This window comes from Leptolyngbya sp. O-77 (genome assembly GCF_001548395.1).
In the GTDB taxonomy this organism is placed as follows: Bacteria; Cyanobacteriota; Cyanobacteriia; order Elainellales; family Elainellaceae; genus Thermoleptolyngbya.
Genome location: NZ_AP017367.1, coordinates 4,808,422 through 4,833,945 on the forward strand (window position 1 = coordinate 4,808,422; position 25,524 = coordinate 4,833,945).

Annotated in this window: 20 protein-coding genes, 2 tRNA genes and 1 pseudogene; 12 read left to right on the forward strand and 11 right to left on the reverse strand. The window is 55.6% G+C overall.

The annotated features are described in order from the left end of the window. Positions 1-76: 76 nt before the first annotated feature. From O77CONTIG1_RS20210 to O77CONTIG1_RS20230, 4 genes and pseudogenes are all read right to left on the reverse strand, one after another. Positions 77-814, reverse strand: coding sequence for an ISL3 family transposase (locus O77CONTIG1_RS20210; protein WP_068514442.1), 738 nt, complete (start codon positions 812-814; stop codon positions 77-79). Between the two features lie 3 nt (positions 815-817). Then, positions 818-1,877 (reverse strand): annotated as a pseudogene (locus O77CONTIG1_RS20215) (ISKra4 family transposase). A gap of 96 nt (positions 1,878-1,973) precedes the next feature. After that, positions 1,974-2,654, reverse strand: a complete 681-nt coding sequence (locus O77CONTIG1_RS20225) for an Arm DNA-binding domain-containing protein (protein WP_068514444.1) — start codon at positions 2,652-2,654, stop codon at positions 1,974-1,976. Between the two features lie 178 nt (positions 2,655-2,832). Continuing rightward, positions 2,833-2,904 (reverse strand) — tRNA-Gly (locus tag O77CONTIG1_RS20230). A gap of 588 nt (positions 2,905-3,492) precedes the next feature. Between O77CONTIG1_RS20230 and O77CONTIG1_RS20235 the strand changes: the two genes are divergently transcribed. Further along, positions 3,493-4,377, forward strand: coding sequence for an Npun_R2479 family HD domain-containing metalloprotein (locus tag O77CONTIG1_RS20235; RefSeq protein WP_068514446.1), 885 nt, complete (start codon positions 3,493-3,495; stop codon positions 4,375-4,377). A gap of 86 nt (positions 4,378-4,463) precedes the next feature. On the opposite strand, the gene O77CONTIG1_RS20240 is transcribed toward O77CONTIG1_RS20235, so the two are convergent. Next, the gene (locus tag O77CONTIG1_RS20240) at positions 4,464-5,669 is read right to left on the reverse strand and encodes a homospermidine biosynthesis protein (protein WP_068514449.1); all 1,206 of its coding nucleotides are present in this window, start codon (positions 5,667-5,669) and stop codon (positions 4,464-4,466) included. A gap of 1,006 nt (positions 5,670-6,675) precedes the next feature. Here O77CONTIG1_RS20240 and O77CONTIG1_RS20245 point away from each other — a divergent pair. The 4 genes from O77CONTIG1_RS20245 (at position 6,676) to O77CONTIG1_RS20260 (ending at position 10,846) form a co-directional block, all read left to right on the forward strand. Then, the gene (locus tag O77CONTIG1_RS20245; protein WP_068514454.1) at positions 6,676-7,524 is read left to right on the forward strand and encodes an alpha/beta fold hydrolase; all 849 of its coding nucleotides are present in this window, start codon (positions 6,676-6,678) and stop codon (positions 7,522-7,524) included. Positions 7,525-7,722: 198 nt separating this feature from the next. Next, positions 7,723-9,012, forward strand: a complete 1,290-nt coding sequence (locus tag O77CONTIG1_RS20250) for a glucose-1-phosphate adenylyltransferase (protein ID WP_068514457.1) — start codon at positions 7,723-7,725, stop codon at positions 9,010-9,012. Positions 9,013-9,086: 74 nt separating this feature from the next. After that, positions 9,087-9,716, forward strand: a complete 630-nt coding sequence (locus O77CONTIG1_RS20255) for an AAA family ATPase (protein WP_156435510.1) — start codon at positions 9,087-9,089, stop codon at positions 9,714-9,716. A gap of 152 nt (positions 9,717-9,868) precedes the next feature. After that, positions 9,869-10,846 (forward strand): DnaJ C-terminal domain-containing protein, encoded by a 978-nt coding sequence (locus O77CONTIG1_RS20260; protein ID WP_068514461.1) that lies wholly within the window; start codon positions 9,869-9,871, stop codon positions 10,844-10,846. 279 nt (positions 10,847-11,125) lie between these two features. On the opposite strand, the gene O77CONTIG1_RS20265 is transcribed toward O77CONTIG1_RS20260, so the two are convergent. After that, positions 11,126-12,745: a sensor histidine kinase gene (locus O77CONTIG1_RS20265; protein WP_084783070.1), complete on the reverse strand. Its 1,620-nt coding sequence runs from the start codon at positions 12,743-12,745 to the stop codon at positions 11,126-11,128. A 356-nt stretch (positions 12,746-13,101) separates the two neighbouring features. Between O77CONTIG1_RS20265 and O77CONTIG1_RS20270 the strand changes: the two genes are divergently transcribed. Both O77CONTIG1_RS20270 and O77CONTIG1_RS20275 read left to right on the forward strand, forming a co-directional pair. Next, entirely contained in the window at positions 13,102-13,713 is a 612-nt protein-coding gene (locus tag O77CONTIG1_RS20270) for a hypothetical protein (RefSeq protein WP_068514466.1), read from the forward strand. A gap of 39 nt (positions 13,714-13,752) precedes the next feature. Continuing rightward, entirely contained in the window at positions 13,753-14,277 is a 525-nt protein-coding gene (locus tag O77CONTIG1_RS20275; protein WP_068514469.1) for a GNAT family N-acetyltransferase, read from the forward strand. A gap of 90 nt (positions 14,278-14,367) precedes the next feature. On the opposite strand, the gene O77CONTIG1_RS20280 is transcribed toward O77CONTIG1_RS20275, so the two are convergent. Further along, positions 14,368-14,448: transfer RNA gene (locus O77CONTIG1_RS20280), tRNA-Leu, on the reverse strand. Positions 14,449-14,695: 247 nt separating this feature from the next. Between O77CONTIG1_RS20280 and O77CONTIG1_RS20285 the strand changes: the two genes are divergently transcribed. Then, positions 14,696-16,252: an adenylate/guanylate cyclase domain-containing protein gene (locus tag O77CONTIG1_RS20285; protein WP_068514471.1), complete on the forward strand. Its 1,557-nt coding sequence runs from the start codon at positions 14,696-14,698 to the stop codon at positions 16,250-16,252. 554 nt (positions 16,253-16,806) lie between these two features. Continuing rightward, positions 16,807-20,505: a Calx-beta domain-containing protein gene (locus O77CONTIG1_RS20290; protein ID WP_068514475.1), complete on the forward strand. Its 3,699-nt coding sequence runs from the start codon at positions 16,807-16,809 to the stop codon at positions 20,503-20,505. 125 nt (positions 20,506-20,630) lie between these two features. On the opposite strand, the gene O77CONTIG1_RS20295 is transcribed toward O77CONTIG1_RS20290, so the two are convergent. Both O77CONTIG1_RS20295 and psbQ read right to left on the reverse strand, forming a co-directional pair. Further along, the gene (locus tag O77CONTIG1_RS20295) at positions 20,631-21,776 is read right to left on the reverse strand and encodes an NAD(P)/FAD-dependent oxidoreductase (RefSeq protein WP_197673252.1); all 1,146 of its coding nucleotides are present in this window, start codon (positions 21,774-21,776) and stop codon (positions 20,631-20,633) included. 31 nt (positions 21,777-21,807) lie between these two features. Further along, positions 21,808-22,266 carry a photosystem II protein PsbQ gene (psbQ, locus tag O77CONTIG1_RS20300; protein ID WP_068514484.1) on the reverse strand — a complete coding sequence of 153 codons (459 nt, stop codon included), beginning with the start codon at positions 22,264-22,266 and terminating at the stop codon, positions 21,808-21,810. 263 nt (positions 22,267-22,529) lie between these two features. Here psbQ and O77CONTIG1_RS20305 point away from each other — a divergent pair, with 263 nt between their 5' ends. Further along, positions 22,530-23,450 (forward strand): PfkB family carbohydrate kinase, encoded by a 921-nt coding sequence (locus tag O77CONTIG1_RS20305; protein WP_068516856.1) that lies wholly within the window; start codon positions 22,530-22,532, stop codon positions 23,448-23,450. Between the two features lie 22 nt (positions 23,451-23,472). Here the strand turns inward: O77CONTIG1_RS20305 and O77CONTIG1_RS20310 are convergent, their stop codons facing one another. After that, positions 23,473-23,694 carry a hypothetical protein gene (locus O77CONTIG1_RS20310; RefSeq protein WP_068514486.1) on the reverse strand — a complete coding sequence of 74 codons (222 nt, stop codon included), beginning with the start codon at positions 23,692-23,694 and terminating at the stop codon, positions 23,473-23,475. Positions 23,695-24,015: 321 nt separating this feature from the next. On the opposite strand from O77CONTIG1_RS20310, the gene O77CONTIG1_RS20315 reads away from it, so the two are divergent. Together O77CONTIG1_RS20315 and O77CONTIG1_RS20320 are read left to right on the forward strand one after the other, a co-directional pair. Continuing rightward, positions 24,016-24,927: a 3'(2'),5'-bisphosphate nucleotidase CysQ gene (locus O77CONTIG1_RS20315; protein WP_225894625.1), complete on the forward strand. Its 912-nt coding sequence runs from the start codon at positions 24,016-24,018 to the stop codon at positions 24,925-24,927. A 213-nt stretch (positions 24,928-25,140) separates the two neighbouring features. Next, positions 25,141-25,347, forward strand: coding sequence for a hypothetical protein (locus O77CONTIG1_RS20320; protein ID WP_068514492.1), 207 nt, complete (start codon positions 25,141-25,143; stop codon positions 25,345-25,347). Here O77CONTIG1_RS20320 and O77CONTIG1_RS27230 read toward each other — a convergent pair. Continuing rightward, positions 25,344-25,469 (reverse strand): hypothetical protein, encoded by a 126-nt coding sequence (locus O77CONTIG1_RS27230; RefSeq protein ID WP_286132429.1) that lies wholly within the window; start codon positions 25,467-25,469, stop codon positions 25,344-25,346. The two genes, O77CONTIG1_RS20320 and O77CONTIG1_RS27230, sit on opposite strands and share 4 nt — an antisense overlap. Positions 25,470-25,524: the final 55 nt, after the last annotated feature.

Consider the following 25,524-nt stretch of genomic DNA (forward strand, 5'->3'; position numbering starts at 1 on the left):
CAAGTATTCAATATTTTCGAGAGACTTTCTGAATTTAAAACTCTGGGTTCTCCCGTCAGTACGGTGATAACTTTATTTAATCAGAGAAGCAGGCTAATAGTCTTTCTCGAAAATTGTTGAAATTGACAAAGCCATAAGCTTGCCGTTTAATCAATTTAATTCGGTTGTTGATTCCCTCCATTGCGCCACTCGTTGTGCGATTCCGAAAGTAGTTGCTAATTCCATCTAAATGGTTACGAATCGTTGTGCTTGCTTCTCTATAGACGACTCGCGCTTTATCGAGCCACCCTTGGATCTGACGCTTGCCTTCCTCAACGGTTAATGGTTGTTCATAAATCGCGCGAAACTCTTCTTTCCACTCATAGGCTTTTCCTAATCGCTTTGACCGTTTCAGAATCTCTTCTAACTTTGTCTTTTCTTCTGCTGTTAAATCCTTGCCATTCTTGAGCAAAATGAATTTGCTACCTCGGTCTGATACACCCGATTGTCTACGAATTTTATTTAACTCCTCATTGACTAGTTTCATGACATGAAAGCGGTCAATCACTACCACGGCATTGGGAAACACTTTCTTGACTACCTTTGGGAATCCTCCCCACATATCCACGCTCACCTCTTCAACTTTTGCACGCACCTCTAGGGGCTGCTGCTTCAGGGTTTCAATAATGTCTTCCTGTTGGTGACTGTCAATCACTTCAATCAATTTCCCGGTCTCAACGTCGCCGATAACGGTGGCGAAGTTTTGATGCCCTTTCCGCTTGCTGATTTCATCAATCCCAATGCGTTTGACTCCGAGTGCATCCCAATTTTGCAAGACTCATGTTGAGAATTGCCCATTGAGGTAGGCACAACGTTGCTTCAGCACCTGCGGAACGTTATCTTTGTCCCACTGCGCCCCCGATATCTTGATTCGCCGCCCAAGTTGTTTAACGGTCGATTCAATTGCCCCGGAACCAATGGAGACTCCTTCAGCTTGATAGTAGCCATAATTGACAATCCGCTGTCGATGCTTGTTAAGGTAGCTAACGAAATTCGTAACCCGCTCGTGTTGCCAATCCTCAAACTGTGCAATTGCGCCTTCGACATCGCCTTGCCACAAACAGGTTTCCACGGCATCTAAACGTTGCACAGAACCACCCACTTTGCCCAAATTCTCAACCAAGTGATACCAGTCCAAAATCTCCCGTCTTTGGGTCTGGTTGCCAATCTGGGTGTAGACATTCCAGATCCCATCATGCCCATCTCCAATACAAGTCAATGGGTCAGATAAAGACTGAACATTGACCCAGTTGACCAACTGCTCATTGTCTTGAAAGAAGGCAGCAACACAGGACTCGTGCAGATTCACTGCCTTGTAATCTCGCCATTCACTCGGTTCTCCTTCGGGTGTTCGCAATCGCACTTTACCTCCATCGATACTCATCTCCTCAACCGTTTCTTCCACTTGCGGTAACTCAAAGATTTGACGATGCACTAATCGCTGTTGAGTACTGTGAGAAACCTTTATCCCAGTCAACACTTCAATGTCTTCTGCCGCCCGCTCATACGATTCATTGGCACTCACCAACAAACAACACCGCTCCAGGTAAGGACTCCATCGTGTGTACGCTTTCACCTCCAGAATTTGAGCTTGTTTCTCACTCACTTGCAGTTGTCCAAGGATGCTCTCGATGCGACGCTTTCGTCCACTTGTCGTGCCGCTACTTGTTGCAATAAAAAATCCCCGATCTCTGGGCTGACATGTTCGAGCAGATGTCCTCGCACTGCCGCCTCAATCCCTGCCAACGTTTTACTTGCTCTGGGTCAGTTTCCTCGTATAGCAGAGCGGCAAGGGCACGAGCATGGGCTTGGATTTGGGCTTTTTTCTCAGCGTCCATGACAGGTATCGGGTAAAAGTACAATACTCAAAGTTTATCGCTATCGCCAAAGTCTAGAACTAAGCACTTTTACTCATCGCAAAAGTGGGATGCACTCTATCCGGCACCAGCAATCCCTCTACCGTTCCAATTACCCTTATGCGCTTTGAATGCCTCAATCACGCGATCGCGCTCTTCCTCACTAAAGGCGTTTGGAGATGGCTCAAGCTGATACTTAAATTTGGGCATCTCCCCTGCCATCCCGTCATAGGGATTGGCATCAATTAGCCCGTGCTTAATCGCCCATTTGCAGACTGCGGATAGCTGAATCAGAATCCGTTTCGTCTGATGTACAGTTGTGACTTTTTCCAGTTCGGCCTTGATCGCCAGCGCGTCTGAAACGGGATAGCTCGGAATCTTTTCTAAAATCCGTGCTAACGCTTCGTGATACCCCTTGGTCGTCGCTTTGAGAGAAGCGGCTTTATACTCTCGGTACTGCCGCCACAGGTCTGAAGCTCCCGGAATTGGCTTGGGTGTAATGTCGGGTGTAACCGTACTCAGAGCAGCTTGAGGCTTGTACTTCTCTAGAGTCGAATCGAAGTTCCCAGAGATAATGTCTAGCTCAATCTGATTTGCCCGTTGCTCTGCGGCTTTCCGATTGAGTGGGGTATCCGACAGCCCCATGCTGAGGTAATGACGCTTACCGCCATAGCGGAATCGAAGCTGAAGGCGATTATTAGAAGTAATGATCTGAACCGTTCCCTTAGAAGCCTTGCTGGTTGGGGGTGTCTGAGACATAGGGACAGTGTGGTTAATACGTTTGTATCTACACCCAATTTACACCCAATTTACACCCAAAATGCCCAATCATGCCCCAATCTTCGACAGTTCTTTAGAACGCATGAACCATTCTCGCCCTTCCTCTGACAAACTTGAAAGCCCTGAAACTGAAGAGTTCCAGGGCTTTCAAGTCATAAGCGGGTGATGGGACTCGAACCCACGACATTCAGCTTGGGAAGCTGACGTTCTACCACTGAACTACACCCGCATTTCGAGAATTCTAGGATAGCATTTTGAGTATAAACCGCGCGATAGCAGGAGCGGCTTAAAGATGAGTTTGTAAGAGTGGGTGATATCAAAATGGGCGATCGGCCATGCAACAAATCATCACAAATTCAGTCTAAATAGAGCAGGTTGCAGTTATCTTTCAAAGTAATTCCTTCAATTTCAGAAAACAATCAAAAATAGGCTGATAGTTGCTCGCTTACCTGGATTTATTCATCTATTTTGAATAAAGGGTTGATATGTAGAGATAGGACAAAGTTCGCACTTGCTGGCAACCCACTACGCAGAGCCGATGGATTTCAGCGGGCGCGGGACAAGGGGTGCAACCTCTCATCCACGCGGCGTGATCTCAGATCACAATGCAGGTGACGTGGGCGATCGCCCCGACTGCTCTATCTCACACCGATCTGCCGTCGGGTACGCTACGGTAGCTATATCGTGAAAGTGGGTACTCTGATCAGAAGCTTCCAGGTTTCTGCTCGTCCAGATTGGTCTAGATCGCCAGTGTGCTCTCGTTCTTATCCCTGTTATCCTTGTTCCTTTTGTGTTGTAGCGCTGTGAGCGACTCGCAATGTTTAACGCTACTGAACTCCTAATCTCCGACTTTGTGACCAAGCTCAAAGATGGATATCGCCATACCTATGGCGGTCTCAATGCTGGCTATGAAGATATTATTGGCTGGGTCGGGGCAATGGCGCTGGAGAACATCGCCAACAGCGACGCGCTCTATCACAACGTTGAGCACACTATTCTGGTGACACTGGTAGGACAGGAAATTCTGCGCGGCAAACACATCCGCGAGGGTGGCGTTTCACCGGATGACTGGCTCCATTTCATTGTGTCGCTGGTGTGCCACGATATTGGCTACGTAAAAGGGGTCTGTCGGGGCGATCGCGAAGGCTGGTATGCCACCGGGCAAAACGGCGAAATGATTAGCCTACCGCCAGGATCGTCCGATGCAGCCCTCACGCCCTACCACGTTGATCGTGCCAAGCTGTTTATTGATGAGCGGTTTGGTGGCAACCAAAAGATCGACTCTGCAATCGTAAAGCGCAACATTGAGCTGACTCGCTTTCCTGTTCCCCACGACGACGACCACCAAGATACGGTGCATTATCCAGGTCTAGTACGGGCTGCGGATTTAATTGGTCAGTTAAGCGATCCCCGCTATCTCAAAAAAATTGGAGCGCTCTACTACGAGTTTGAAGAAACAGGCGTGAACAAGGCGCTGGGCTATCGCCATCCGGGCGATCTGCGGGCAAACTATCCCAAGTTCTATTGGAACGGAGTCTATCCCTACGTGAAAGATGGGCTAAAGTATCTTTCGCTAACGCAGCAGGGGCAGCAAATCATTGCCAACCTGTACTCCAACGTATTCGTCGTCGAGCATGAGCCAGGGGGGCAGCTTTCCACCCCCCATCCCGAAAATCAGCCTGTAGGCAGCGCAGCCCACTAGATTTTGTGTGGAAGGTTGACTTTTCGTGATCAAAACGCCCGAAAAGTCAACCTTTTCTCAGCCTGTTCAGCCAGCCCTGAACCCGCCTAGCGACGGATGGGCGTGCCGCAGGGATAAGTGGCCACAGGCTCCCGTTCAGGTTTGGGCACTGGCTTGGCGTTGGGAATTGCAGCGGCTACCTTTTCCTCGGTGCGTTCCGCACGGGCTGCCAGATAGTCTCGTTGCAGCGTTGCCAGCATTTCCTCGCGGCGATCATAGAGGCGCTTCAGCGGACGCGGTTCGCACTGGTTGATCACGTAGGCTCCCATCAGTGGCAGAGCGATGGTGCTGTCGGTATAACAAACGATGGTGCTGGGCAGTTCTTCTGGGTCAACTTTGCCCCAGCTCACGGCTTCGCTGGGTGTCGCGCCAGAGAGTCCACCCGTGTCGGGACGAGCGTCGGTAATTTGCACGAAGTAGTCATGCCCGCGCTCCTCTAGCCCCAGCACCTCATGCAGTTGGGGCTGGGTTTGCAGCAGGAAGTTTTTGGGGCTGCCGCCGCCAAGGATGAGTGCAGCACTCTTGCCTTCTACATCAGGAATGCCAGAGTTGCGGGCTGCATAGGCGATCGCCGCTGTTTCGTTCACATCCTGCGATGGGTCGATCACCAGCTTTGAGCCTTCTAGCGCCAAGGCTGCGACGTTCATGCCAATGGAGCTATCGCCTGGAGAAGAGGTGTAGATCGGCACGCCGCACTCATAGGCCGTGGACAGCAGGCAGGGATTTTTCACACCAAGCTGTTTTTCCATCGCGTTGATGTATTTGCCCAGCAGGTGGTGAAATTCTGCCGTGCCCATGCGCTTTTGGAACGGCTCAGAGCGCAGCAGTTCCCGAATAAACGCATCCGTTTCCAGCAGCACGTCATAGCCAAACACAATGTCGTAGATGCGAATTCGCCCTTCCTGGCGCAGCTTCACGTCGTCTACAAAGGGGTTGCTGGCATAAAGCTCCATCCCCAGCCCGTAGTGCAAGTCGTGATACAGATTCGCGCCCGTGCTGATGATCCAGTCCACAAACCCGTGGCGCATCAGCGGCGACAGGACGGATACCCCCAACCCCGCAGGCGTGAGCGCACCGGATAGGCTGAGGGCAACCGTCACGCCCGGTTGCAGGATGTCGCGGCTGAGCAGATGACAGGCTTCGCGCAGACGGGCTGAGTTGTAAGCCGTGAAGTAGGTATCGATCAGGTCGGTGATGCCGATATTGGCAGACAGCGGCGCGGGCGAAATTTGACGACTAAGCAGTTTGGTCATGGCTTTTTCCCAATAAAGTCTGGCGTGAATGTAGAAAGAGTGCAGAAAACCTGTGAAAACCAGTCGGATCAGAAGAGAGGGTTGAACGGGGGGCAGTTACGCTAGGCAGGTGCGATATCTTGGCTCAAAGACCCTATTGGCGCGGCAGGACAGCGAGAACCCCCTCAGGGTTCCGCAAAACCGGGAATCTCGAACAGATTGCAACCGCGTCAGGGGCACTGTCAGCGGCGCTGGCATAAGCCTTTCAGAACCGGATGCCCCCGTTGCCTGAGCAGATCGCCTGAAACCCTGTCGCATTGCCGCAAGTGGATCGACTGCCTCGTGGAAGAAGCAGCGCGATCGCCCGTTTGGCGAAATCCAGCGATTAACCGTTCAAAAACTTTGATATAGAGTGCAGATCGACCCAGTTTGCTCACCCTTCTGTAAGAAGCCGAACCCAATCTGGGAGGCTCCAGGCAGAGGTATAGAGACAAACCTGAAGTTGCAGGTCGATCAGCGCATACTGGGCCCTTCGCAGCGGTCTGCCCAGGACAATGCAGGATCGGAAAGCCGAATTCGCTGTAGATTTATTCCCAAGTACCAGAAGAGAAGCCAGAGGCGACTTCCAGCAGAAAGGAGTTTCAACGGCTTGCAACCCTTTAGCGCTACGTCAGTCTACAGTTTAACATCCTTCTCGCAAACGACCAGATGCTAATGGGTGATAGGGCAGGGCAAACACCTACTCAGGATGCGAGGAGGGGAGAGAGGTAGAAGTTGTTCTATGCTGCCCTAAGGCAGTCGCCCGCCTAAAATCGCCAATCCCAAGCGCAAATCCCAAGTGCAAAGCCTATCTTAGCAACAGGAGCCGTACCGAATGGGCGTCTAGCCACTGTTGGTTCCGGCGGGCAAGGGCTTCGGTCGCCATAGGATGCGTTTGCTCTGGGTCTCCTGTGGCTTTCGCTTGTCCTCCGATCCCCCGCAGCGGTAAGCTCATCCCACCTGCTGTTCTGGAACGAAGGAGAACGTCATGGCGGTGCAGGAGAAAACGCTCACCTGTGGGCAGCTCGAATGGTTTTATCGAGCAGTAGAAGGAGATGCAGCGAGCCACCGGGTGCCTGTTGTGCTTCTGCATGGGCTGCCTGCCACAGGCTATAGCTGGCGCGGCGTGATGTCGGCGCTAGAGGAGCAGGGATTTGGGGCGATCGCCCCCGACTGGATTGGCTTTGGCTCCTCAGCAAAACCTGACCGCCGCACCTTTGCGTATACGCCCGATGCTTACATCACCGCGCTAGAAACGTTTCTGGCTGAACTGGGAATTGATCGATGCTCGCTGATTGTGCAAGGTTTTATCGGCTCCGTGGGGCTGCAATATGCCCTGCGCCATCCCGACCAGATCGAGCGGATGGTTATTCTGAATGCTCCGGTGACGAGTCGCGCCAAACTCCCTTGGAAGATGCAGCAGTTGGGGCTGCCGTTGGCGGGCGAAATGTTCACCCAAGACCCGCTGCTGGTGGATCGGACGCTCGAAGGTGGCGGCGGCTACGTGGTCAAAGACGAAGATTTGGATGTCTATCGCCGCCCCTTTTTGAAAAGCTCGGATGCGGGTCGGGCCCTGTTTGCAGCAGTGCAAAACCTGCGCCTGCCGCAGGCTACTGCTGAGATTGAGCAGGGGTTTCAAGCCTGGACGAAGCCCGTTTTGGTGGGTTGGGGAATGCGCGATCGCTGGCTGCCCCTCAGCCTGGCCGAGGCATTTGTGCAAACCACTCCCGAAGCAGAACTGATCCAACTGCCGGACGTGGGGCACTATCCGCAAATCGACTGGTTCGACAAGGTGAATGAAGCGATCCTGCCCTTCTTGCTGAGGATCGTCGTTTGACCCAGATTCCCTCACGGCGGCTCTCTGAACAGATTTGAGGTCAATTATTTTTTCGGCACTATTTTTCCCAAAACATCCGCCTTTTGGAGGATAAAAAAGTCTCGATTCTTTACCCCGATCCCCTTGCAAAGGATCACATGTCGCATCACACTAAACGTGGGGATCAAACAGGCGTTAAACGGCGGTTAAGAGGTCATTGTGAAAAGGGTATTAGCGATTATTTTGGGCGGCGGTGCAGGCACCCGTCTGTATCCACTCACAAAGCTAAGAGCTAAGCCAGCTGTGCCGCTGGCGGGCAAGTATCGCTTGATTGATATTCCGGTTAGCAACTGTATTAATTCCGATATTTACAAGATCTTTGTTCTGACGCAATTCAATTCAGCGTCGCTCAATCGCCATATCTCCCGCACCTACAGTTTTTCCGGCTTCCACGAAGGGTTTGTGGAGGTGCTGGCAGCACAGCAAACTCCTGAAAATCCCAACTGGTTTCAGGGCACGGCTGACGCGGTGCGGCAATATCTCTGGATGTTCCAGGACTACGATGTAGATCAGTATTTAATCTTGTCGGGCGACCACCTCTATCGCATGGACTATAGCGATTTTGTGGAGCGTCACCGCGAAACCAAGGCCGACATCACGATTTCGGTGCTGCCGATGGACAATGAGCGGGCCTCAGACTTTGGTCTGATGAAGATCAATGAGGATGGACGCATCATTGACTTTTACGAGAAGCCCAAGGGTGAGGCTCTGAAGCAGATGCAGGTGGATACCACTGTGTTGGGGCTGACCCCTGAAGAGGCGAAGCTCAAGCCCTACATTGCATCGATGGGCATCTACGTGTTTGAAAAGCAGGTCATGTTTGACCTGCTGCGGCGATCGCCCGAACAGACCGACTTTGGCAAAGAAATCATCCCCTCCTCTGCCAAGGATTACAACCTGCAAGCCTATCTCTTCAACGGCTACTGGGAAGACATTGGGACAATCCGCTCGTTCTACGATGCCAACCTGGCGCTAACGCAACAGCCGCAGCCGCCGTTTAGCTTCTACGACGAAAAGGCTCCTATCTATACCCGTGGGCGATCGCTCCCGCCCAGCAAGCTGCTCGACTGCACCATTACCGAGTCGATGATCGGGGAAGGCTGCATTCTGAAAAACTGTCAGGTGCATCACTCTGTTCTGGGCATCCGCACACGCATCGAGTCGGGTTGCGTGGTGCAAGACACGCTGATCATGGGGTCAGACTTTTATCAGCCCCTGGCCGAGCGCTCGAACAATTGCGACGACGGCAAAGTGCCCCTTGGCATTGGCGCAAACACTACGATTCGTGGGGCGATTATTGACAAGAACGCCTGCATCGGCTGCGATGTCAAGATTTTGAATAAGGATCACATCGAAGAAGCCGCCCGCGAAGAATACGGCTTCTATATCCGCAACGGAATCGTGGTGGTTCTCAAGGGGGCAACGATTCCGGATGGAACCGTGATCTAGAACCGTGATTTACGTGATTTAAAGGTTTAGAACTGAGGATAGGGTTTGGTTCTGGAGGGCAAGAGTCTGCTGCTGTGGATCAACGCACTGCTGCCCCAACGCCAACGGTTTGCCATCTGATTGTTCTGATTGGTCTGCCGGGAAGCGGAAAGTCCACGCTGGCGCAGGTTTTAGTCAATAACTATGGCTGTCGGCTAGTGTCTACAGACGCGATTCGGGGGCAACTGTTTGGCGACGAGGCGACGCAGGGCCCCTGGCCGCTGATCTGGCAGGAAGTCGAGCAGGCTTTTCGAGCGGCGACGGGCGTTCGTCCGGATCAAATCGTGCTGAAGCGACGGTCTGACGCTGCAAAGCCGCTTACGCACACCCCGTCTCACGAAATCTCTCATACGCTCTACGACGCGACTAATGCAGCACGGCGGCAGCGGCGGGAGGTCGTGCAACTGGGGCAGCGCTGTGGCTTTTCACACATCACGGGCCTATGGCTGGATATGCCGCTGGCGCTGTGTTTGGAGCGAAACCGCCAGCGCGATCGCCAGGTTCCTGAAGCCATCATCGAGCAGATGCATCGCCGCCTCTCCGCAGCCCCACCCAGCCTCAGCGACGGTTTCGATACCCTGATTCACCTGCCCCCGAACTTTTCTCCAGACCCCACAATCTGGGATTCAGCTCGGTTTGGGAAACCACACCCCCAATTCTCTTGAAGCTTTGGTAGGGTTGGATTAGGCGTACTGTAGCTCACCCAAATCAGTACCCCTACCCAATTAACTTAAAGCAACTTAAGTCACTCGATCGATTCAAGCAATTCAGGCAATTCAGTCAATAATTCAGTCAATTCAGAGTAGGTGATGACCCGATGGCTGCTCAGGACTTCAAAGACTACTATGCCATCCTTGGAATCAGCAAAAGCGCCAGCGCCGACGAACTGAAGCGGGCCTATCGCAAGCTGGCTCGGCAGTATCACCCAGACATGAATCCTGGCAACGCAGCGGCCGAAGCTCGCTTTAAGGAAATCAACGAAGCCTACGAAGTGCTGTCTGACCCAGACAAGCGGCGCAAGTATGACCAGTTTGGGCAATACTGGAAGCAAGCAGAAGGCTTTGGCGGCGGCGCTCCGGGCGACTTTGGCGGATTTGACTTTAGCCAATACGGCAGCTTCGATGATTTTATTAATGAACTGCTGGGCCGATTTGCGGGCGGGGTTCCGGGCGGCGATCGCGGCTATAGTTATCGTCCGGGCAGTCCACCAGGAGGCTTTGGTGGTTTTGGCGGCTTTGGCGAGCCTCCGACCAGCGCAGGCGGCGATCTGGAAGCTAACCTCAGCATGACCTTTTCGGAAGCCTTTAGGGGTGTACAGAAACGCCTGATTTTGGGCAACGAAGAAATTGAAGTGCGGATTCCAGCCGGAGCCAAACCGGGCAGCAAGATTCGGGTGCGTGGCAAGGGACAGATGAATCCCTATACCCGTCAGCGGGGGGATTTGTATCTCAAAATCGACATCCAGCCCCACCCGTTTTTCCGATTTGAAGAGGACAACCTGGTGTGCGAAGTGGCGATCGCCCCTGATGAAGCTGTGCTGGGAACCGCCATCGACGTGCCCACGCCTGATGGACTTGTGACCATGAATGTGCCCGCCGGAATCCGCTCCGGACAAACGCTGCGGCTGCGCGGCAAAGGCTGGGTGAATCCCAAGGGCGGTCGCGGCGATCAATTGGTAAAAATTGTCATCGTGCCGCCTAAGGATCTCAGCTCCATAGAGCGCGAATACTACGAAAAAATCCGCAATATCCGCACGTTTGACCCCCGCAGTGGACTAAAGCACATCCGGCTCTAGCCCCTGTTTTCAATTTAGAAAGCAGGCTGCTGGAAAGCGGCTCCTCATATTTACCTCCTGAGACAGAGGACACACCTGGATCAAGTTAAATACTGTGGATACATATCTTGACTCCCTGAGGGGATGTGCCAACGGCGCGTCCCTCTTTTTGTTGCCAACCTCTTTATTGCCAACCTCTCATGGGGTTCGCTGGATTATGGCGATTGTGGATTTTAGATTGCCGATTTTGGATTGTAAATCCATGGATTTATCGAGCTTTTAGCTATTCCGGGCTTTTGGCTACCTCGACTCCAGCGGCAGAAACACCGTCAGCACTTCGCCTCGCTGGGGTCTTTGTTTCACAATCAGCTTGCCGCCTAGCGCCTGGAACAGATTTTTAGTCACTGCTAGGCTGAGGCTGAGGCTGCCGGTTTCCGGCTGGAACATCAGCAGTTGCCCCAGCGATTTTAGCGGTGGCACAAAGCCTAGATTAGCTCCGGCTGGGTCGGCGGCTGGCTGTTCTGCCTCGAACTGGAGCTTGAGCTGGTGTCCGGCTAGCTCCACCTGGAGGCGAATTTCGCTCCCTGGCGCAAGGGTCTGCGTGAGTCGGTCGATCAGCCCTGTCAACACCTGATCAAATAGGTTGGGGTCGGTGACGACGTTCGGCAGCTTTTGCGGCAGTTCGACCTTGAGTTCTAAACTGCGCTGGCTGGCCAGTTGCTTCCACCGAGACACGTTTTGCTCGAACACCTGCGCCAGAGACACCGGGGCCAGCGGCATCAGCGGATGCTTGACCGGAGCCGTCTCCAGTTCTGCGGCTCGGAAAATCAGGTTAAACCGATCGATTTGTTCGGTGCATTCCTGGTCGATGACTTGCAGGCGCTTTAGCACGTCGGGGCTGAGGTCTTTGCGCTTGAGCAGGAGCCGCGTCAGGGTGCGGATGGTGGTTAGCGGGGTGCGGACTTCGTGGGCGATCGCCTGCAAGAGTTCCATATCCAGGTGTTCGCTCTTGGCGCTCAGCAGATCATCTGCCTCTGCCTGGCCCTTGCGGCTAGCGTTGTTGCCATTGGTCGAGCTTGACTGCTGCAAGCCCAGGGCGATCGCCTCGCCATCGTGGAGCCAGTGCAAGGGCGACACCGCCACCACTTCGGCCGATTCGTCTTTGGCGCTGGGGCGATCGCCCAATGTTGGCAGCGAGTTGGGGTGGGCTTCCCACTCCAGCGGCTCTGGCAAAAAGTCGAGCATCAGCCGATTGAACCGGGACACTAGTCGATAGTCAGGCAGCGCCGTGGGACAATCGTCGGGACGATTTGGATCAAGCGGCATGAACTGGATGACCAGTGGCTCGATCTGTCCCAAAATGCCTGCGCCCGCAAACAGCAGCCGCGCCCGCAGCGCTTGCCACGCCGCCCGTACCACCACCGGGTCAAAGGACAGCATAAACGCAGGCGTGCCTTCCAGATCTTCCCCCAGCACCATGACCAGCCCAAAGGTCGGCGTTAGCACCAGACAAAACTGCTCCGCCGCCAGCGGATCGTTGGGCATGAGGGGCACTGTGGCTGCCGTAGAGCCGTGCGGGGCGTTATGCTGGGCCGAGGGCAACAGCCGAAACGGCAGCCACGAGGCTGTTTCTAGCGCATTTACCGTGAAATTCCAGGTGGCAACCCGCGCCACGAGATCGGGCACTTCCAGCACAGGCAGCGGCCCCGACAGCACCAACGCCTGGGCTTTTGCTTTTGATGTGCGAGATTTTGGGTCGGTGGGCAGTGTTTCCAGAAGCAGATGGTTGAGCGCGGCGATCGCCCCCCACCATTCGCGCTCAGCCTTAAGCTGCTGCCGGGCCACAGGGCCAGGCTGCCGCACCGGGCTTTCTGCCTGGGCAACGACTTCACTGAGGGTGGGTAGATACCACTTATGCACGGCTGCGCGTCCTGGAAACAAAGGGTTCCAATGTCGATGAGTGCAGAGCGGCGAGAGAGAACGCGGCTGCAATTGCCTTTGAGAAGGTTCTTTTGAGAAGGTTCTTTTGAGAAGGTTCTTTTGAGAAGGTTCTACAGAGGCAGTATACCCGCAGGCATCCGTCTCTGGCACATCTCTCTGGCACATCTCTCTGGCACAACCCATGCCGCTGACTGGCACAGGGCTAATTAGCACAGGGCTAACGGGTAGAAGGGCGATCGCGCCCTGCCATCTCATGCTCCTATATAAGACGATATCGACAAACTCCCAGAGAGCCTAGCTCTAGAACCGAACTCAACGGTCGCAATGCCCGCCCTATGATGAAAGAGCAAAGGCTGGGGATTGGAAATTTGGCGGGTGTGATTGTGGTGTGTCCGGGGGTGCATTCGCCCCAGTTGACGGAGGCGTTTTTGCGGGCAATCGCGCTGGAGGCGCTGGGCGGAGCATCAGTCTGCATAGTGCCGGGCGATCGCCTACCCGTTTATGCGCCGCTGCCTGTGCTGAGTTTTTTGCAGCAGCGCCTGGGCGCTCCCTGGAATGCGCCGCCTGTGCTGTTTCTGGGCTTTAGCGCGGGGGTGGTGGGGCTGGCGGCGGTCGCGCCTGTCTGGCAAGCGCTGGGTGGAACGGTGCAAGGGCTAATCGCGCTGGACGGCTGGGGGGTGCCGCTAGCGGGCAATTTCCCGATTCATCGACTCAGCCACGATCGCTTTACTGACTGGAGTTCGGCGCTGCTGGATGTGCCCCTGGATCTGCTCACTGCTGCGGCAAGGGGCGATCGCTTTTATGCAGAGCCAGCCGTAGCGCATCTAGACCTGTGGCGATCGCCCCACATGACGACGGGCTGGTGGCATTCGGCATCGGGGTCTCAGGTGTTTACCACGGCGGCGGCGTGCCTGCAAGCGCTGATTCAGACCGCTGTTGCTCAATGACCGCTTTAGGGTCGCATATCCACCTAATCGACAACCCCAATGCTCCACTCCACACCTGAACTAGAAACGCAGCAACTTTATCTACAACAGTTTCAACCCAGCGATCTAGATGCGCTGGCGGCGCTATGCGCCAAGCCAGACGTGATGCGCTATGTGGGGCATGGTATTCGCACACGGGAGGAAACCCAGACGGGGCTGCATCGCATGATGGCGCACTGGCAAGCGCACGGCTTTGGCATGTGGAAGCTGCTGGAAAAAGAGACAGGCGCTTTTGTTGGGCGAGCAGGGCTGAGTTATCTGGACAGGACACCGGAGATCGAAGTGGGGTATATGCTCGATCGCCCGTTTTGGGGACGTGGGCTGGCCACCGAAGCGGCGCGGGCCAGCCTCCAGTTTGGGTTTGACACGCTGGGGCTAACGCGAATTGTGGCGATCGCCCGCCCCGAAAACCTGGCTTCGCAGCGCGTCATGCAAAAACTCGGTATGACCTACGAAAAAGACGCTTTTTATTACAACTGTGAGGTCGTATATTGGGCGATCGCCCGCGAAAACTTTTCGCTATAACGCACCCTAACCCCTTTCCGAACGAAACTAGCCTGAGACTGCCTTCAAACTGGCGTAGAAGGGAAGAATAGAGCAATACACTAAACTCAATGCGGATGGCGAGACTCGAACTCGCAAGGCAAAGCCACACGCCCCTCAAACGTGCGCGTATACCAATTCCGCCACATCCGCGTGGGGGAAACGGGCAAATCAGCATGAGGGATCACTGCTGACTTACTCACAGTCTTTAACTGTACTCCAAAATCGCGCAATCGTCCAAGCCACGCGCTGCAAATTTGCCACCAATTTCTCGCCAATTTCGCCTATGTTTTTCTCAGGGTTAGAAAATTTTTGCATCCCTCAAGTTTTACGCCTCTCATTGTTGCGTCCTCTCAAGGGGTGCGCCTCGTCTCGGTTGGGCCCATTTCGTTAGCCGCTGATGCTGTCTCCTTCTTCGCCCAACTCACTCCCAAAGCCGCTGGTTGACCTAGAGCAGCGAATGCGCCCGCTTCTGCCCGCCAGCCTCTATGCCGCGCTGTGGGTCGATCCCACCGCCGACACGCTGATGCAGGTGTTTCAGCACCTACGCACGATGCAGCAGGTGTTGCATGACTACATGCCCCGCCAGGTGTCCGAAGCGCCGCCCATGCCAGGAGAACTGCGCTATGGCTGGCAGGAGGGGACGCTGCTGTTTACCGATTTGGCGGGCTTCACGCCCCTGCTAGAGGCAAATGCGGATGCAGGTCAGGAGGGCGCGGCGGCGCTGTTGACGCTGATTAACCAGTATTTCTCCAGCATGATTGAAATTGTCAGCAAGTCGGGGGGCGACCTGCTGGAGTTTACGGGAGATGCCATGCTGGTGCAGTTTTTGCCAGGGCGAGATGGCAGCGATGCGGCGCAGGCGGTGCGGGCGGGTCTGCGAATGCAGCGGGCAATGACTCAATTCACTGCGCTGGAAATGCCCCAGGGTCAGTTTTCGCTGGAGATGCGGGTGGGCATTCATTCTGGCCGATTTCTAACAGCGGATATTGGCACGCCAGAGCGCATGGGGCGGGTGCTGCTGGGAAAGACGGTGCAGCAGGCGAAGCGGGCAGAGTCGGCTAGCGATGTGGGGCGGGTGTGCGTGAGTCGGGAAGTGGGCGATCGCCTGGGGAATGAATTTCCGCTCCAGCCGCTCGATGCCCAGCACAGCCTGGTGATTGACCAGCTTAGCCCGGAGGAACTGGGAGAATATGACATCACGCTGCCCCGTCGCCGCATGGCTTCATCAATGCTGATGGATCGCAGCATCCTCGGTCTGAGTGAGGAAATTCAGAAGTCGGTAGGTCTGGTAGAGCCGCTGGCCAGCTACTTGCCCGCGCCGATTCTGAACCTGCTGGTGGAATGCGCTGCTCAGCGTCAGATCCCGCCCGCCTTTCCAACGCCGACTGTGGTCTTTGTTAACCTCATGGGGCTGCCCGAAGCGGTAGATCTGGCCTCACCCGATGAAGTGGATCTGCTGGTGCGCCGCTATTCGCAGGCGTTTGCGCTGATCCATGCCAGCGTGCGATCGCGCGGCGGCATTTTGCAAAAGGTGACCTATCATTCCCTCGGTTCCGACATGCTGGTCTACTTCGGAGCGCTAGGCAGCCACCCCGAAGATGCGCTGCGGGCGGCGGACATGGCTCTGGAGGTTCGCCAAATCGTCCGCCAGCTTGCACCACCACGATCTGCGAGTCAGCCTGTGGACATCGCCTGTCGCATCGGCCTCGACCAGGGCCCAGTGTTTGCCGCCGAAATCGGCTCGCCCCGCGCCCGCCGCGAGTTTAATATCCTGGGGGACCCCGTGAACACGGCCGCCCGCCTGATGACCCTTGCCAGCAGTGGACAAATTTTGCTGACGGAATCGGTGTATCGGGCGATCGCCCCCCACTATCCCTGCATGCCCATCGGTAATTTGGTTCTCAAGGGCAAAACCACACCCCAGCCCACCTTTGAGCTTGAATCCCCTGTTTGAGAGGAAGACGCATTAAGTTCCAATCCCAGCTTCAGGCTCAAAAAAATTGTCCTGACTGAAACAGGGGTTGCTATCATTAAGCCGTTTTTCAGAGCAATTTTTGCAGCGCTCTGAAAAGCAGGCTTCAGCGCGACTTGTGCAGATACAGCATGGTTTTTCAGATGACTTATCCACACGCCAAACTCCAGATTCAAAGCCGCCTTTACGCTTTCTCTGAGGGAAAATTATAGGGCGATCGCATACGGATTCAGTTTTATGTCAAAAAGGACACTTGGTTAATTGAATTAATCAGTTGGCATGTTAATTTCATCGCTCTAGATTGGGCAACCTTGCCTTATCACATTTGTTTCAAACGCTAGAGTTCAGGTTCAACCTCCTGGCAAGGTCACGTCCTAGTTCCCTTCCTCAACCTTCCAAAGAGTTCTCAAACATGCTCTCAGAAGCATGAAACAGAACTCCGAAAAAATTCCGATGTTCCCGATCTAGCAACACAGAATCCCTTTTCCCCCCTCCGTACTTCCTCCCGCTGTTCAAGTTCGTTAGGAAAACAGTTAATGGCTACTCTGATTGGAACCCCCGGCCCGGACTTTTTGCTTGGTACTCCTGATGCTGATCTCATTTTTGGTGAAGATGGAGATGACTACCTCCTCGGCGCTGCTGGCGACGATCAAATTAACAGTGGCAACGGCAACGACCTGCTCCAAGGCAATGCAGGCAATGACCTGATAGACGGTGGATCTGGAGACGATACCCTCTCCGGCGGCATCGGCAATGACACCCTCAATGGTGGCGACGGCGACGACTTGATCTATGCCGACAGCGGCCTCAATCGGCTAAATGGTGGACAAGGAGCCGATACGCTGGTCGCGGGCACTGGCGGGCGCGATGTCATGACCGGCGGCCCCGGCCGCGATGTGTTTGTCCTGGCCAACGGCACGGGCGGTAGTCGCCGGAGAAACGCCAACGTTATCGCCGATTTCAATCCCAACCAAGACCGCATTGGTCTAGCAGGCGATCTTCGCTTCAATAACCTCAGCATCGTCCAGGGCACAGGCAACAACCGCAACAACGTCATCATCCGAAATCGTCAGACGGGTGAATTTTTGGCAATTGTCCGGAATGTGAACGTCAGCCGCCTCACCCGCACCAACGTCGTCGCCTTCCCGCTGCCTGCCCGCGACACCACGCCGCCCAGCGCTGCCAACCTAGTCATCGCCAATCCCAATATCACTGTTGCGGGGGGAACTACCCAGACCTTCACCATTCAATATGCCGATGCGGTTCAGCTCAATAGCCTCAGCTTCCGCAATGGCAACCTGCTCGTCACAGGCCCCAACGGTTTTGTCCAGGGGGCGCAGTTGGTCGGCTTTACACCCGTCGGCAATGGCACTTCCCGCACCGTGACCTATCAAATCACCGCCCCCGGCGGCACTTGGGATGCCAACGACAACGGCACCTACCAGGTTTCGCTGCAAGCCGGACAAATCTTCGACACCAGCGGCAACGCAGCGCCTCCCGCAACGCTCGGCAGCTTTAATGTCAGCGTGCCAATCCCTATCGTGCCTGTTAGCGTTGCCGTCTCGCCCGCCAACGTGGTCGAAGACAGCGGTGGCACTCTGGTCTACACCTTCACCCGCACCACCTACATTCGCAACGCCCTGACCGTCAACTTCACCCTGGGCGGCACTGCTACGCGCGGCAGTGACTACAACGTGACGGGAGCCAGCATCACTGGCAGTACGGGTACGATCATCTTTGCCCCTAACGCCAGCACCGCTACTATCCGAGTCACTCCCATCGCCGACAATCTGGTTGAGCCAAACGAAACGGTCATCGTGGCGCTGGCTCCTGGGGTAGGCTATAGTCTGGCTTCTGCCAGCAGCGCCACAGGCACCATCATCGACGACGAGAGCCAAATCGCGCTGTCTGTTTCTCCTGCCAGCGTCCTAGAAGATAGTGGCAGCGAGCTGGTCTATACCTTCACTCGTACGGGTTTCCTCGACCGCAGCATCACGGTTAGTTTTGGCGTGGGCGGCACCGCAGGCTTCGGCGTGACGAGTGACTATACTGTGAACGCACCGCCAGGGACTACGTTTACCTATGGGGCATCGGCGGGCACGATTACCTTTGGCGCAGGGGAAAGCACCAAAACGCTCCGTATTCGTCCCAATGCAGACACAGTAGTTGAACCTGATGAAACCGTCGCCCTTACCCTGAACAACGGGGTGGGTTATGCTCGGCTGACCACGGCTCCTGTGGTTGGCACCATCCTAAACGACGATAGTTCAGTGAGCGTGGCGGTTTTGCCCAATACTGTGCTAGAAGACAGCGGTACGGGTATGGTCTACACCTTCACCCGCAACGGATTCACAGGCAACGCAATCACGGTGAACTTTACAGTTGGCGGCACGGCAACCCTGGGCGGCCCAAGCTCAGACTATACGATTACGGGCGCAACGGTCACGGGCGGCACAGGCACCATCAGTTTCGCAGCCGGAGAAACCACCAAGACTATCACCGTCACGCCTACCAGCGACAACGTCGTGGAGCCGAATGAAACCGTTGTGGTTGGGGTTGCGGCTGGCACGGGCTATATTGTCGGCACATCCAGCAACGCGACGGGCACGATTCAAAACGATGATTCTAGCGTCCAGCTTTCGGTATCGCCTAGCAGCGTGCTAGAGGATAGCGGTAATGATCTAGTCTTTACCTTCACCCGTACAGCTTTCCTCGATCGCCCGATTACGGTCAACTTCGGCGTGGGCGGCACAGCTACCTTCAGCACCGACTACACGGTGTCTGCGCCCGTCGGCACGACCTTTACCTACACGGCGCTGGGGGGAACGGTGCAATTTGCAGCGGGCGAATCGACCAAGACGATCCTCGTGAAGCCCGTTGCAGACTCCAACCTGGAGCCGAATGAACTGGTGACGCTGACCCTGCAACCGGGGACAGGCTACACGCCCGTCAGCACCACGCCAGTCTCCGGCATCATCGAAGACGACGACGCAATCGTGACACTAACGGTTTCGCCCGACAATGTTTTGGAAGACAGCGGACAGGAAATTGTCTACACTTTTACGCGAGTAGGGGCAATGAGCCGTGAACTGACGGTGAGCTTCACGGTCGGCGGGACGGCAGTATTTGGCACGGCGGGCAATGACTATACCGTCGAAGGCGCAGCCAGCTTTAACCCCACGGCGGGCACGATTAAGTTTGCGCCCGGTGCGACTACGGCGGTTTTGCGGATTAAGCCCGTTGCAGATCTAGACACAATTGAGCCAGACGAAACCATCAGCCTGACGCTGGTCAACGGGCCGGGCTATACCTCTGGCACGGCCAGTCCGCAGGTCAGCACTATCCGCAACGATGACGGCATCGTCACCAATACGAACGATTCTGGAGCGGGGTCGCTGCGCCAGGCGATTATTGCCGCGAACAATAACAACTCGATCCTTAACCCAACGATTACCTTTGCGCCATCAGTGAGCGGCACGATTCAACTTGCCTCAGCGTTGCCTACTCTGTCGCGCAATATGACGATCGATGGCCCTGGCGCTGGAACGCTTACTATTTCACGAAATTCGACAGACAACTTCAGGATCTTTACTCTCCAATCTGGTATAGAAGCAACTATTGAAGGGCTGACGATTTCAGGCGGCAACGCAGGCATTGGGAATGGCGGTGGTATTGCCAACCTGGGCGGCACGCTGACGCTGCAAAATCTGGTCGTGCAAAATAACCAGGCGCGGCTGGGGGGCGGCATCTTTAACCAGAGCGGCACGTTGACGTTGATCAATACCAATGTGAACACTAACGCTGCTGTGCAAACTGAGAGTCAGGGTGGCGCAGGCGGTGGTATCAGCAACCAGGCTGGCACAGTCAATATTCAGGGTGGCAGCCAGATTGTAGACAACACAGCCGTCAGCATTGGCGGTGGTGTTTCAAATGATGTGGGCGGGACGTTGAACGTGACGGGTGCCGCAGGATCGCCAATTTTGTTCTCAGGCAATATTGCTCAGAACTCTTCTGGCGGTGGTTTGTACAACGCTGGAACCTCCACTATCAACTTTGCCAACTTTGTTAACAACCGGGCGAGCAACATCGGGAGTGGGGGCGGCGGGATCTTTGTAGCGCCCGGTGGAGTTTTGACTGTGAATAACTCTATCTTTAATAACTCGCCGCTTAATACGCCGAACAACCTTGCAGGCGACTTGGCCAACTTTACTGGCTCTGGCAATCAAGGCATTTAGCCTGTATTTTGCATTGTGTGACATGAGCTAACCGCTGCTTAACCCGATGCGCCAGTTTGCGAGTGGTGCATCGGGTTTTTCCGTTAAGAGGTTTTCGGCTGGGTATTGGGTAGGCGATCGCCCCCTTACTCAATTCCCGCCAAAATCTCTCCTTTCACCCACTCAGCGGTCGCAGGAGCCAGCAGCACGCCGTTGCGGTAGTGCCCCGTTGCCAGAATGAGGTTTGGGCAGGTATTTAGCCGCTCCAGCACAGGCGCGGGGCGGTTGGCGGGGCGGGGGCGCAGACCCGACCAGGTGTGCAGCACTTCTGCCTGGGACAATTCAGGACACAGGGCGATCGCCCCTTCCCAGACCGTTTCCAGCGCGGCGGGATTGGCGGCGATCGCCTCCAGCTTGCTAAACGAGTCTGTAGTTGAGAAATCGCTTTCGGGAAACTCGACGGTTGCGCCGATCCAGTATTCGCCCTGGCCCAGCGGCACGATATGGATGTCGTCGCCCGTAATCACGGGTTGAAACGTGCGATCGCCCATTGGTTCTCCCAGTTTCACCCGCATCGCCTGTCCCAAAACGGGGCGGATGTCGATTTTGGGGAGGGGCAGCGCGTCTAGCAGCGGCGTTGTGCCTAGCCCGGAGGCGATCACTACCCAATCGGCCAAGAGGCGATCGCCCTGCGCGGTTCGCACGCCCACGCAGCGCTGCCCCGTCGCATCGACAAATTCTAGCGATGCAACCGGACTCGAAAAATCAAACTGCACGCCGCGCTGTGCGGCCCCTGTCACCAGCGCACGGGTCAAGGCCGTCGGATCAATCTGGTAGTCCTGTGGCGAGTAGATGCCCGCTGTGACTGCATTCAGAGAAACCTGGGGACAGCGATCGCCCACCTGGGCAGGTCTCCAAAGCTCCAGCGGCCAGCCCTGCTGCTGACGAATGCTGGACAGCGTTTCCCACTTAGACAAATCTTCTTCAAAAGACAGCAGCAAAACTCCCTGACGGTTTACGGGCACTGGCTGCTCGGTGAGCGCTTCTAGCTCTGGGAGCCACTGCTGATAACGGCGCAGGCTGGTTTGCCGCAGATTCCAGGCGCGTCCTTTGGTCTTCTGGCTAATCACGCCCATCAACACGCCCAGCGCGGCCCCCGTCGAGGCGCGGGCCGGAGGCTGGCGATCGACGACAGTAATTGCCAGACCATTCACCTGGCTTAGCTCGTAGGCGATCGCCGCTCCCACCACGCCGCAGCCCACGATTACCACACGACCCCCGTCGGTTGGCACAGGTCTACTCGTCTCTACGCACTCGGCTATACTAACCGTCTTGTGTCGTCGGCATCAGATCCAAAAACACTTGGAAGTCGCGCAGGGCCTCGTTATAGTTCAGCAGCGCCTTCTGAGAATCACCCGTCTGCGTCGCCTCGTCAATTGCGATCAGGTGACCAAATACGTCCTTGGCGGCATCCAGTGCGGCGGGCTGAGCCTTCTTGGGTTCTAGCAGTCGCGCCAGACGGGTCATCTTAGCCCGCAGTTCACCCAGCGGCCCGTGAATAAAGGACTGCACATCCACCCATTCTTTCTTTTCCACGAGCGGCGGAATTTCTTGCATCCGCACCCTCAGTGCGTCTACATCGCTTACGTATTTTTCAATTTGCGCCAGTTGTTCGGGTGAATAAAGTGGCCCTTTGGCAACGGGGGCGCTGCTACAGCCAATGGACAGGAGGGCGATCGCCACCAACACCAAACTGAGGACGCTTCGATACCACTTTTTCATAGATCTCACTCTATTACTTACCCAATATTTGCCAACGGATTACCCCAGAATACATCAGCCAATGGCGGGATAGTCGCGGCATCCCGATAGACTGAACACTGGCTCCGGTAAAGCACTATAAACCACAAGGGGACGAGTGGGAAGGGCTTCCCAGGGCGAGAGGGCACTGAATCTGACCGGAACCCTGCGCGTTCCCAATGCATGGTTCCAAACGGCAATCGAAAATCCAAAATCCAAAATCCAGAAATCCAAAAGTAATGAACATGGGAGAGCCTTCAAAAGGGCGTGGGCTATTTGTTGGCCTAACAACCCTCGATCTGATTTACCAGGTCGAGGCAGTGCCTACCAGCAATCAGAAAGTGGTGGCCCAGGATGTGGCGATCGCCGCTGGGGGCCCCGCAACCAACGCAGCCGTGACCTTTGCCCACCTGGGCGGAGACGCTATGCTGCTCAGCAGCTTGGGACGGCACCCAATCGCAGGGCCAATTCGGGCAGACTTGGCAACCTGGGGGGTGCAGCACCTCGACCTTGACCCAGAGCGGCAGGCCTCGCCAGCGGTGTCGTCGATTTTGGTGACGGCGGCGACGGGCGATCGCGCGGTCGTGTCGCGCAACGCGGTCGGGGCGCAGGTAGCGGGCGATCGCCTTCCAGCCGACCTGATGCAAGCCCTGAAAGAGCGCAGGTTTGACGTGGTGCTGCTCGACGGACACCAGATGGCCGTGAGCGAGGCGATCGCCCAGCAGTCAAAAGCCCTGGGCATTCCCGTGGTGGTCGATGGCGGCAGTTGGAAACCCAGCTTTGGGGCGGTCTTGCGCCACACGGACTATGCCATTTGCTCGGCCAACTTTTTGCCGCCGGAGTGCGACTCGGCGGATGTGCTGCCCTACTTGCGATCGCTCGGCATTGCCCAAGTCGCACGAACCCACGGTTCCCAGCCCGTGGAATATCTTAATGGCGAACAAGCAGGGCAAATAGCGGTTCCCACCATTTCCCCAGTAGACACCCTAGGGGCAGGCGATATCTTTCACGGTGCGTTTTGCTACTTCATTTTGCAAACAGGATTTGAGGCGGCGATCGCCCAAGCAGCCCAAGTAGCTGCCCGCGCCTGTCAATTCTTTGGCCCGCGCCGCTGGATGGACGCGCCACCCCACCTAGACAAATCCAGTTTGTCTAACGAGGGATGAGGAGAAAAAAGCTGCCTGGAGATTAGTCCACGTTTAAGACTGGTGGTGCGGTGGGTTCTTCCCATTCCAGTTCAGCAGGCGGCGACACCCGCACCCACGAGATGCCCATCACCAGACCCAGAAAGATTCCCAGCATCAGCGTCCATATATGAGATGGGTCTAGCGAACACAGCAGGCGGCGATCGCCACTGTACACTTGAACAGACCATCCTCCATCTGTCACTTGATCTGGCAGCTTCTTCATCGCAGTTACCTCTAGCAAAAGAGTGGCAAAAGAGCAGTGGCAGACGCAGACAGCACCGATCGCCATCGCGTCTATTTCCTAGACTAGATATAAATTCAATTCATGAAAAGAGGTTTTATATATAGCCTTGCTTTATGCCTGATAACGCCTGCTTAAGCTTTAGTTCAGAATTGGGCAAACTCGTGCCCTATAATTGACGAGCCGTTCTATGCTGATGCCGTAGCGGCTTGCAGTAGCGATTTGCAGTAGCGGCTTGCAGTAGCGGCTTGCAGTAGCGGCAAAGACGCTCGCCCATGCCCAAAAAACGCGAAAGGAGACGTTGTGATCCAGGCAAACCCTGCGGAATTGAGAGATAGCCATCCCTTGGAAGACCTATTGGCGATCGCCCGTGCGTTGGGCTGGGGTGCGGCAAAAATTCTGCGGGCCTATTATCGGGGGGAACCGTTTCAGGATGGCACGGCCCGCAATCTCGATATCCAGAACGAAAAAGACGGCCCGGTGACCGCAGCCGATCTGGCAGTGAACAGCTTCGTACTCGGCAGACTACATGATTTGCTGGGGGGTGAGCAGTTTGGCTATCTCAGCGAAGAAACCTACAAATCTCAAGCCTCCGCCGCGCCTTTCCCCCAAGACTGGGTGTGGATTCTCGATCCGCTCGACGGCACGCGAGATTTCATTGACAAAACGGGGGAATATGCCTTTCACCTGGCGCTGGCTTATCGCGGTCGCCCGGTGCTATCGGTGGTCACCTGCCCAGAGCTAGAGCGGCAGTATTTTGCTACCCTCGGTGGCGGGGCATTTGTGGAAACGCCCGATGGAAAGGTGGAGCGGTTGCAGGTGTCGGCGTGCGATCGCCCTGCCGATCTGGTCGTGGTGGTCAGCCGCACCCACCGCGACGGACGGCTGAATGCCCTGCTGCAAAAGCTGCCCTGCCAAAACCAGCTCTCCGTTGGCAGCGTGGGTGGCAAAGTCGCCGCCCTGGTCGATCGTCGGGCCGACCTCTACATCTCGCTCTCCGGCAAGTCTGCCCCCAAGGATTGGGACATGGCCGCCCCCGAACTCATCCTCACCGAGGCTGGCGGCAAATTTACCCACTTTAACGGCGAACCCTTGCGGTATAACACGGGCGATGTCAACCAGTGGGGCGGGCTGATGGCCTCCAACGGTTGCTGCCACGAAGCCCTCTGCGCCGAAGCCACTCGCATCCTGGCGGAAATCGACGGTCTTTCCTGACCCCCAAGCGCTGCGCCCAGCTCCGCTGCTACGCAGAATCTTCACAGTCCTGACACCTGCCATTACAGAAGCTTTGCCCCCGATCTCCTGGTTTCGCCAGATGATCGAGCTATAGGGGCGGAACCTGGGTTTACTAAGGCTAGGGAAACCGTTCCTGTCATAAGGATCTGGTCAGAGTTTAGCAACAAAGGTTCACTAGCAGAGGTTCACTACATGGTTTGGGCGCTTCCTGGTCGCGCCAGCGTCTCCACGCAAGCGCTGGTCGATCGAATTTTGTCTTCAGGGCAAATGACCCGCAAAGAGCATCTTCAACTTGCTGCCACAATCCTGTCAGATCGGCGGTTAACCCAGGCGGAACGCTATCACATTAGCCGCGTATTTGATGAGTTGCAGGCGGGCCGCGTCACGCTGGTGGATTAGGTTGAACTGAGTGGAGAGTGGGCGAGGGCTGAATTGGGCGATTGATTGGGCGATCGCCCAGCGCGATTCACCCCAGTGTTCAGCACTGACGTAATTGGATTGGCAGCAGTCTCACGTAGCACGTCTGCTAAGCTCTGGGTGTAGGTTTATCGTCTCCGTCATTTCGAGGGTTTGGAG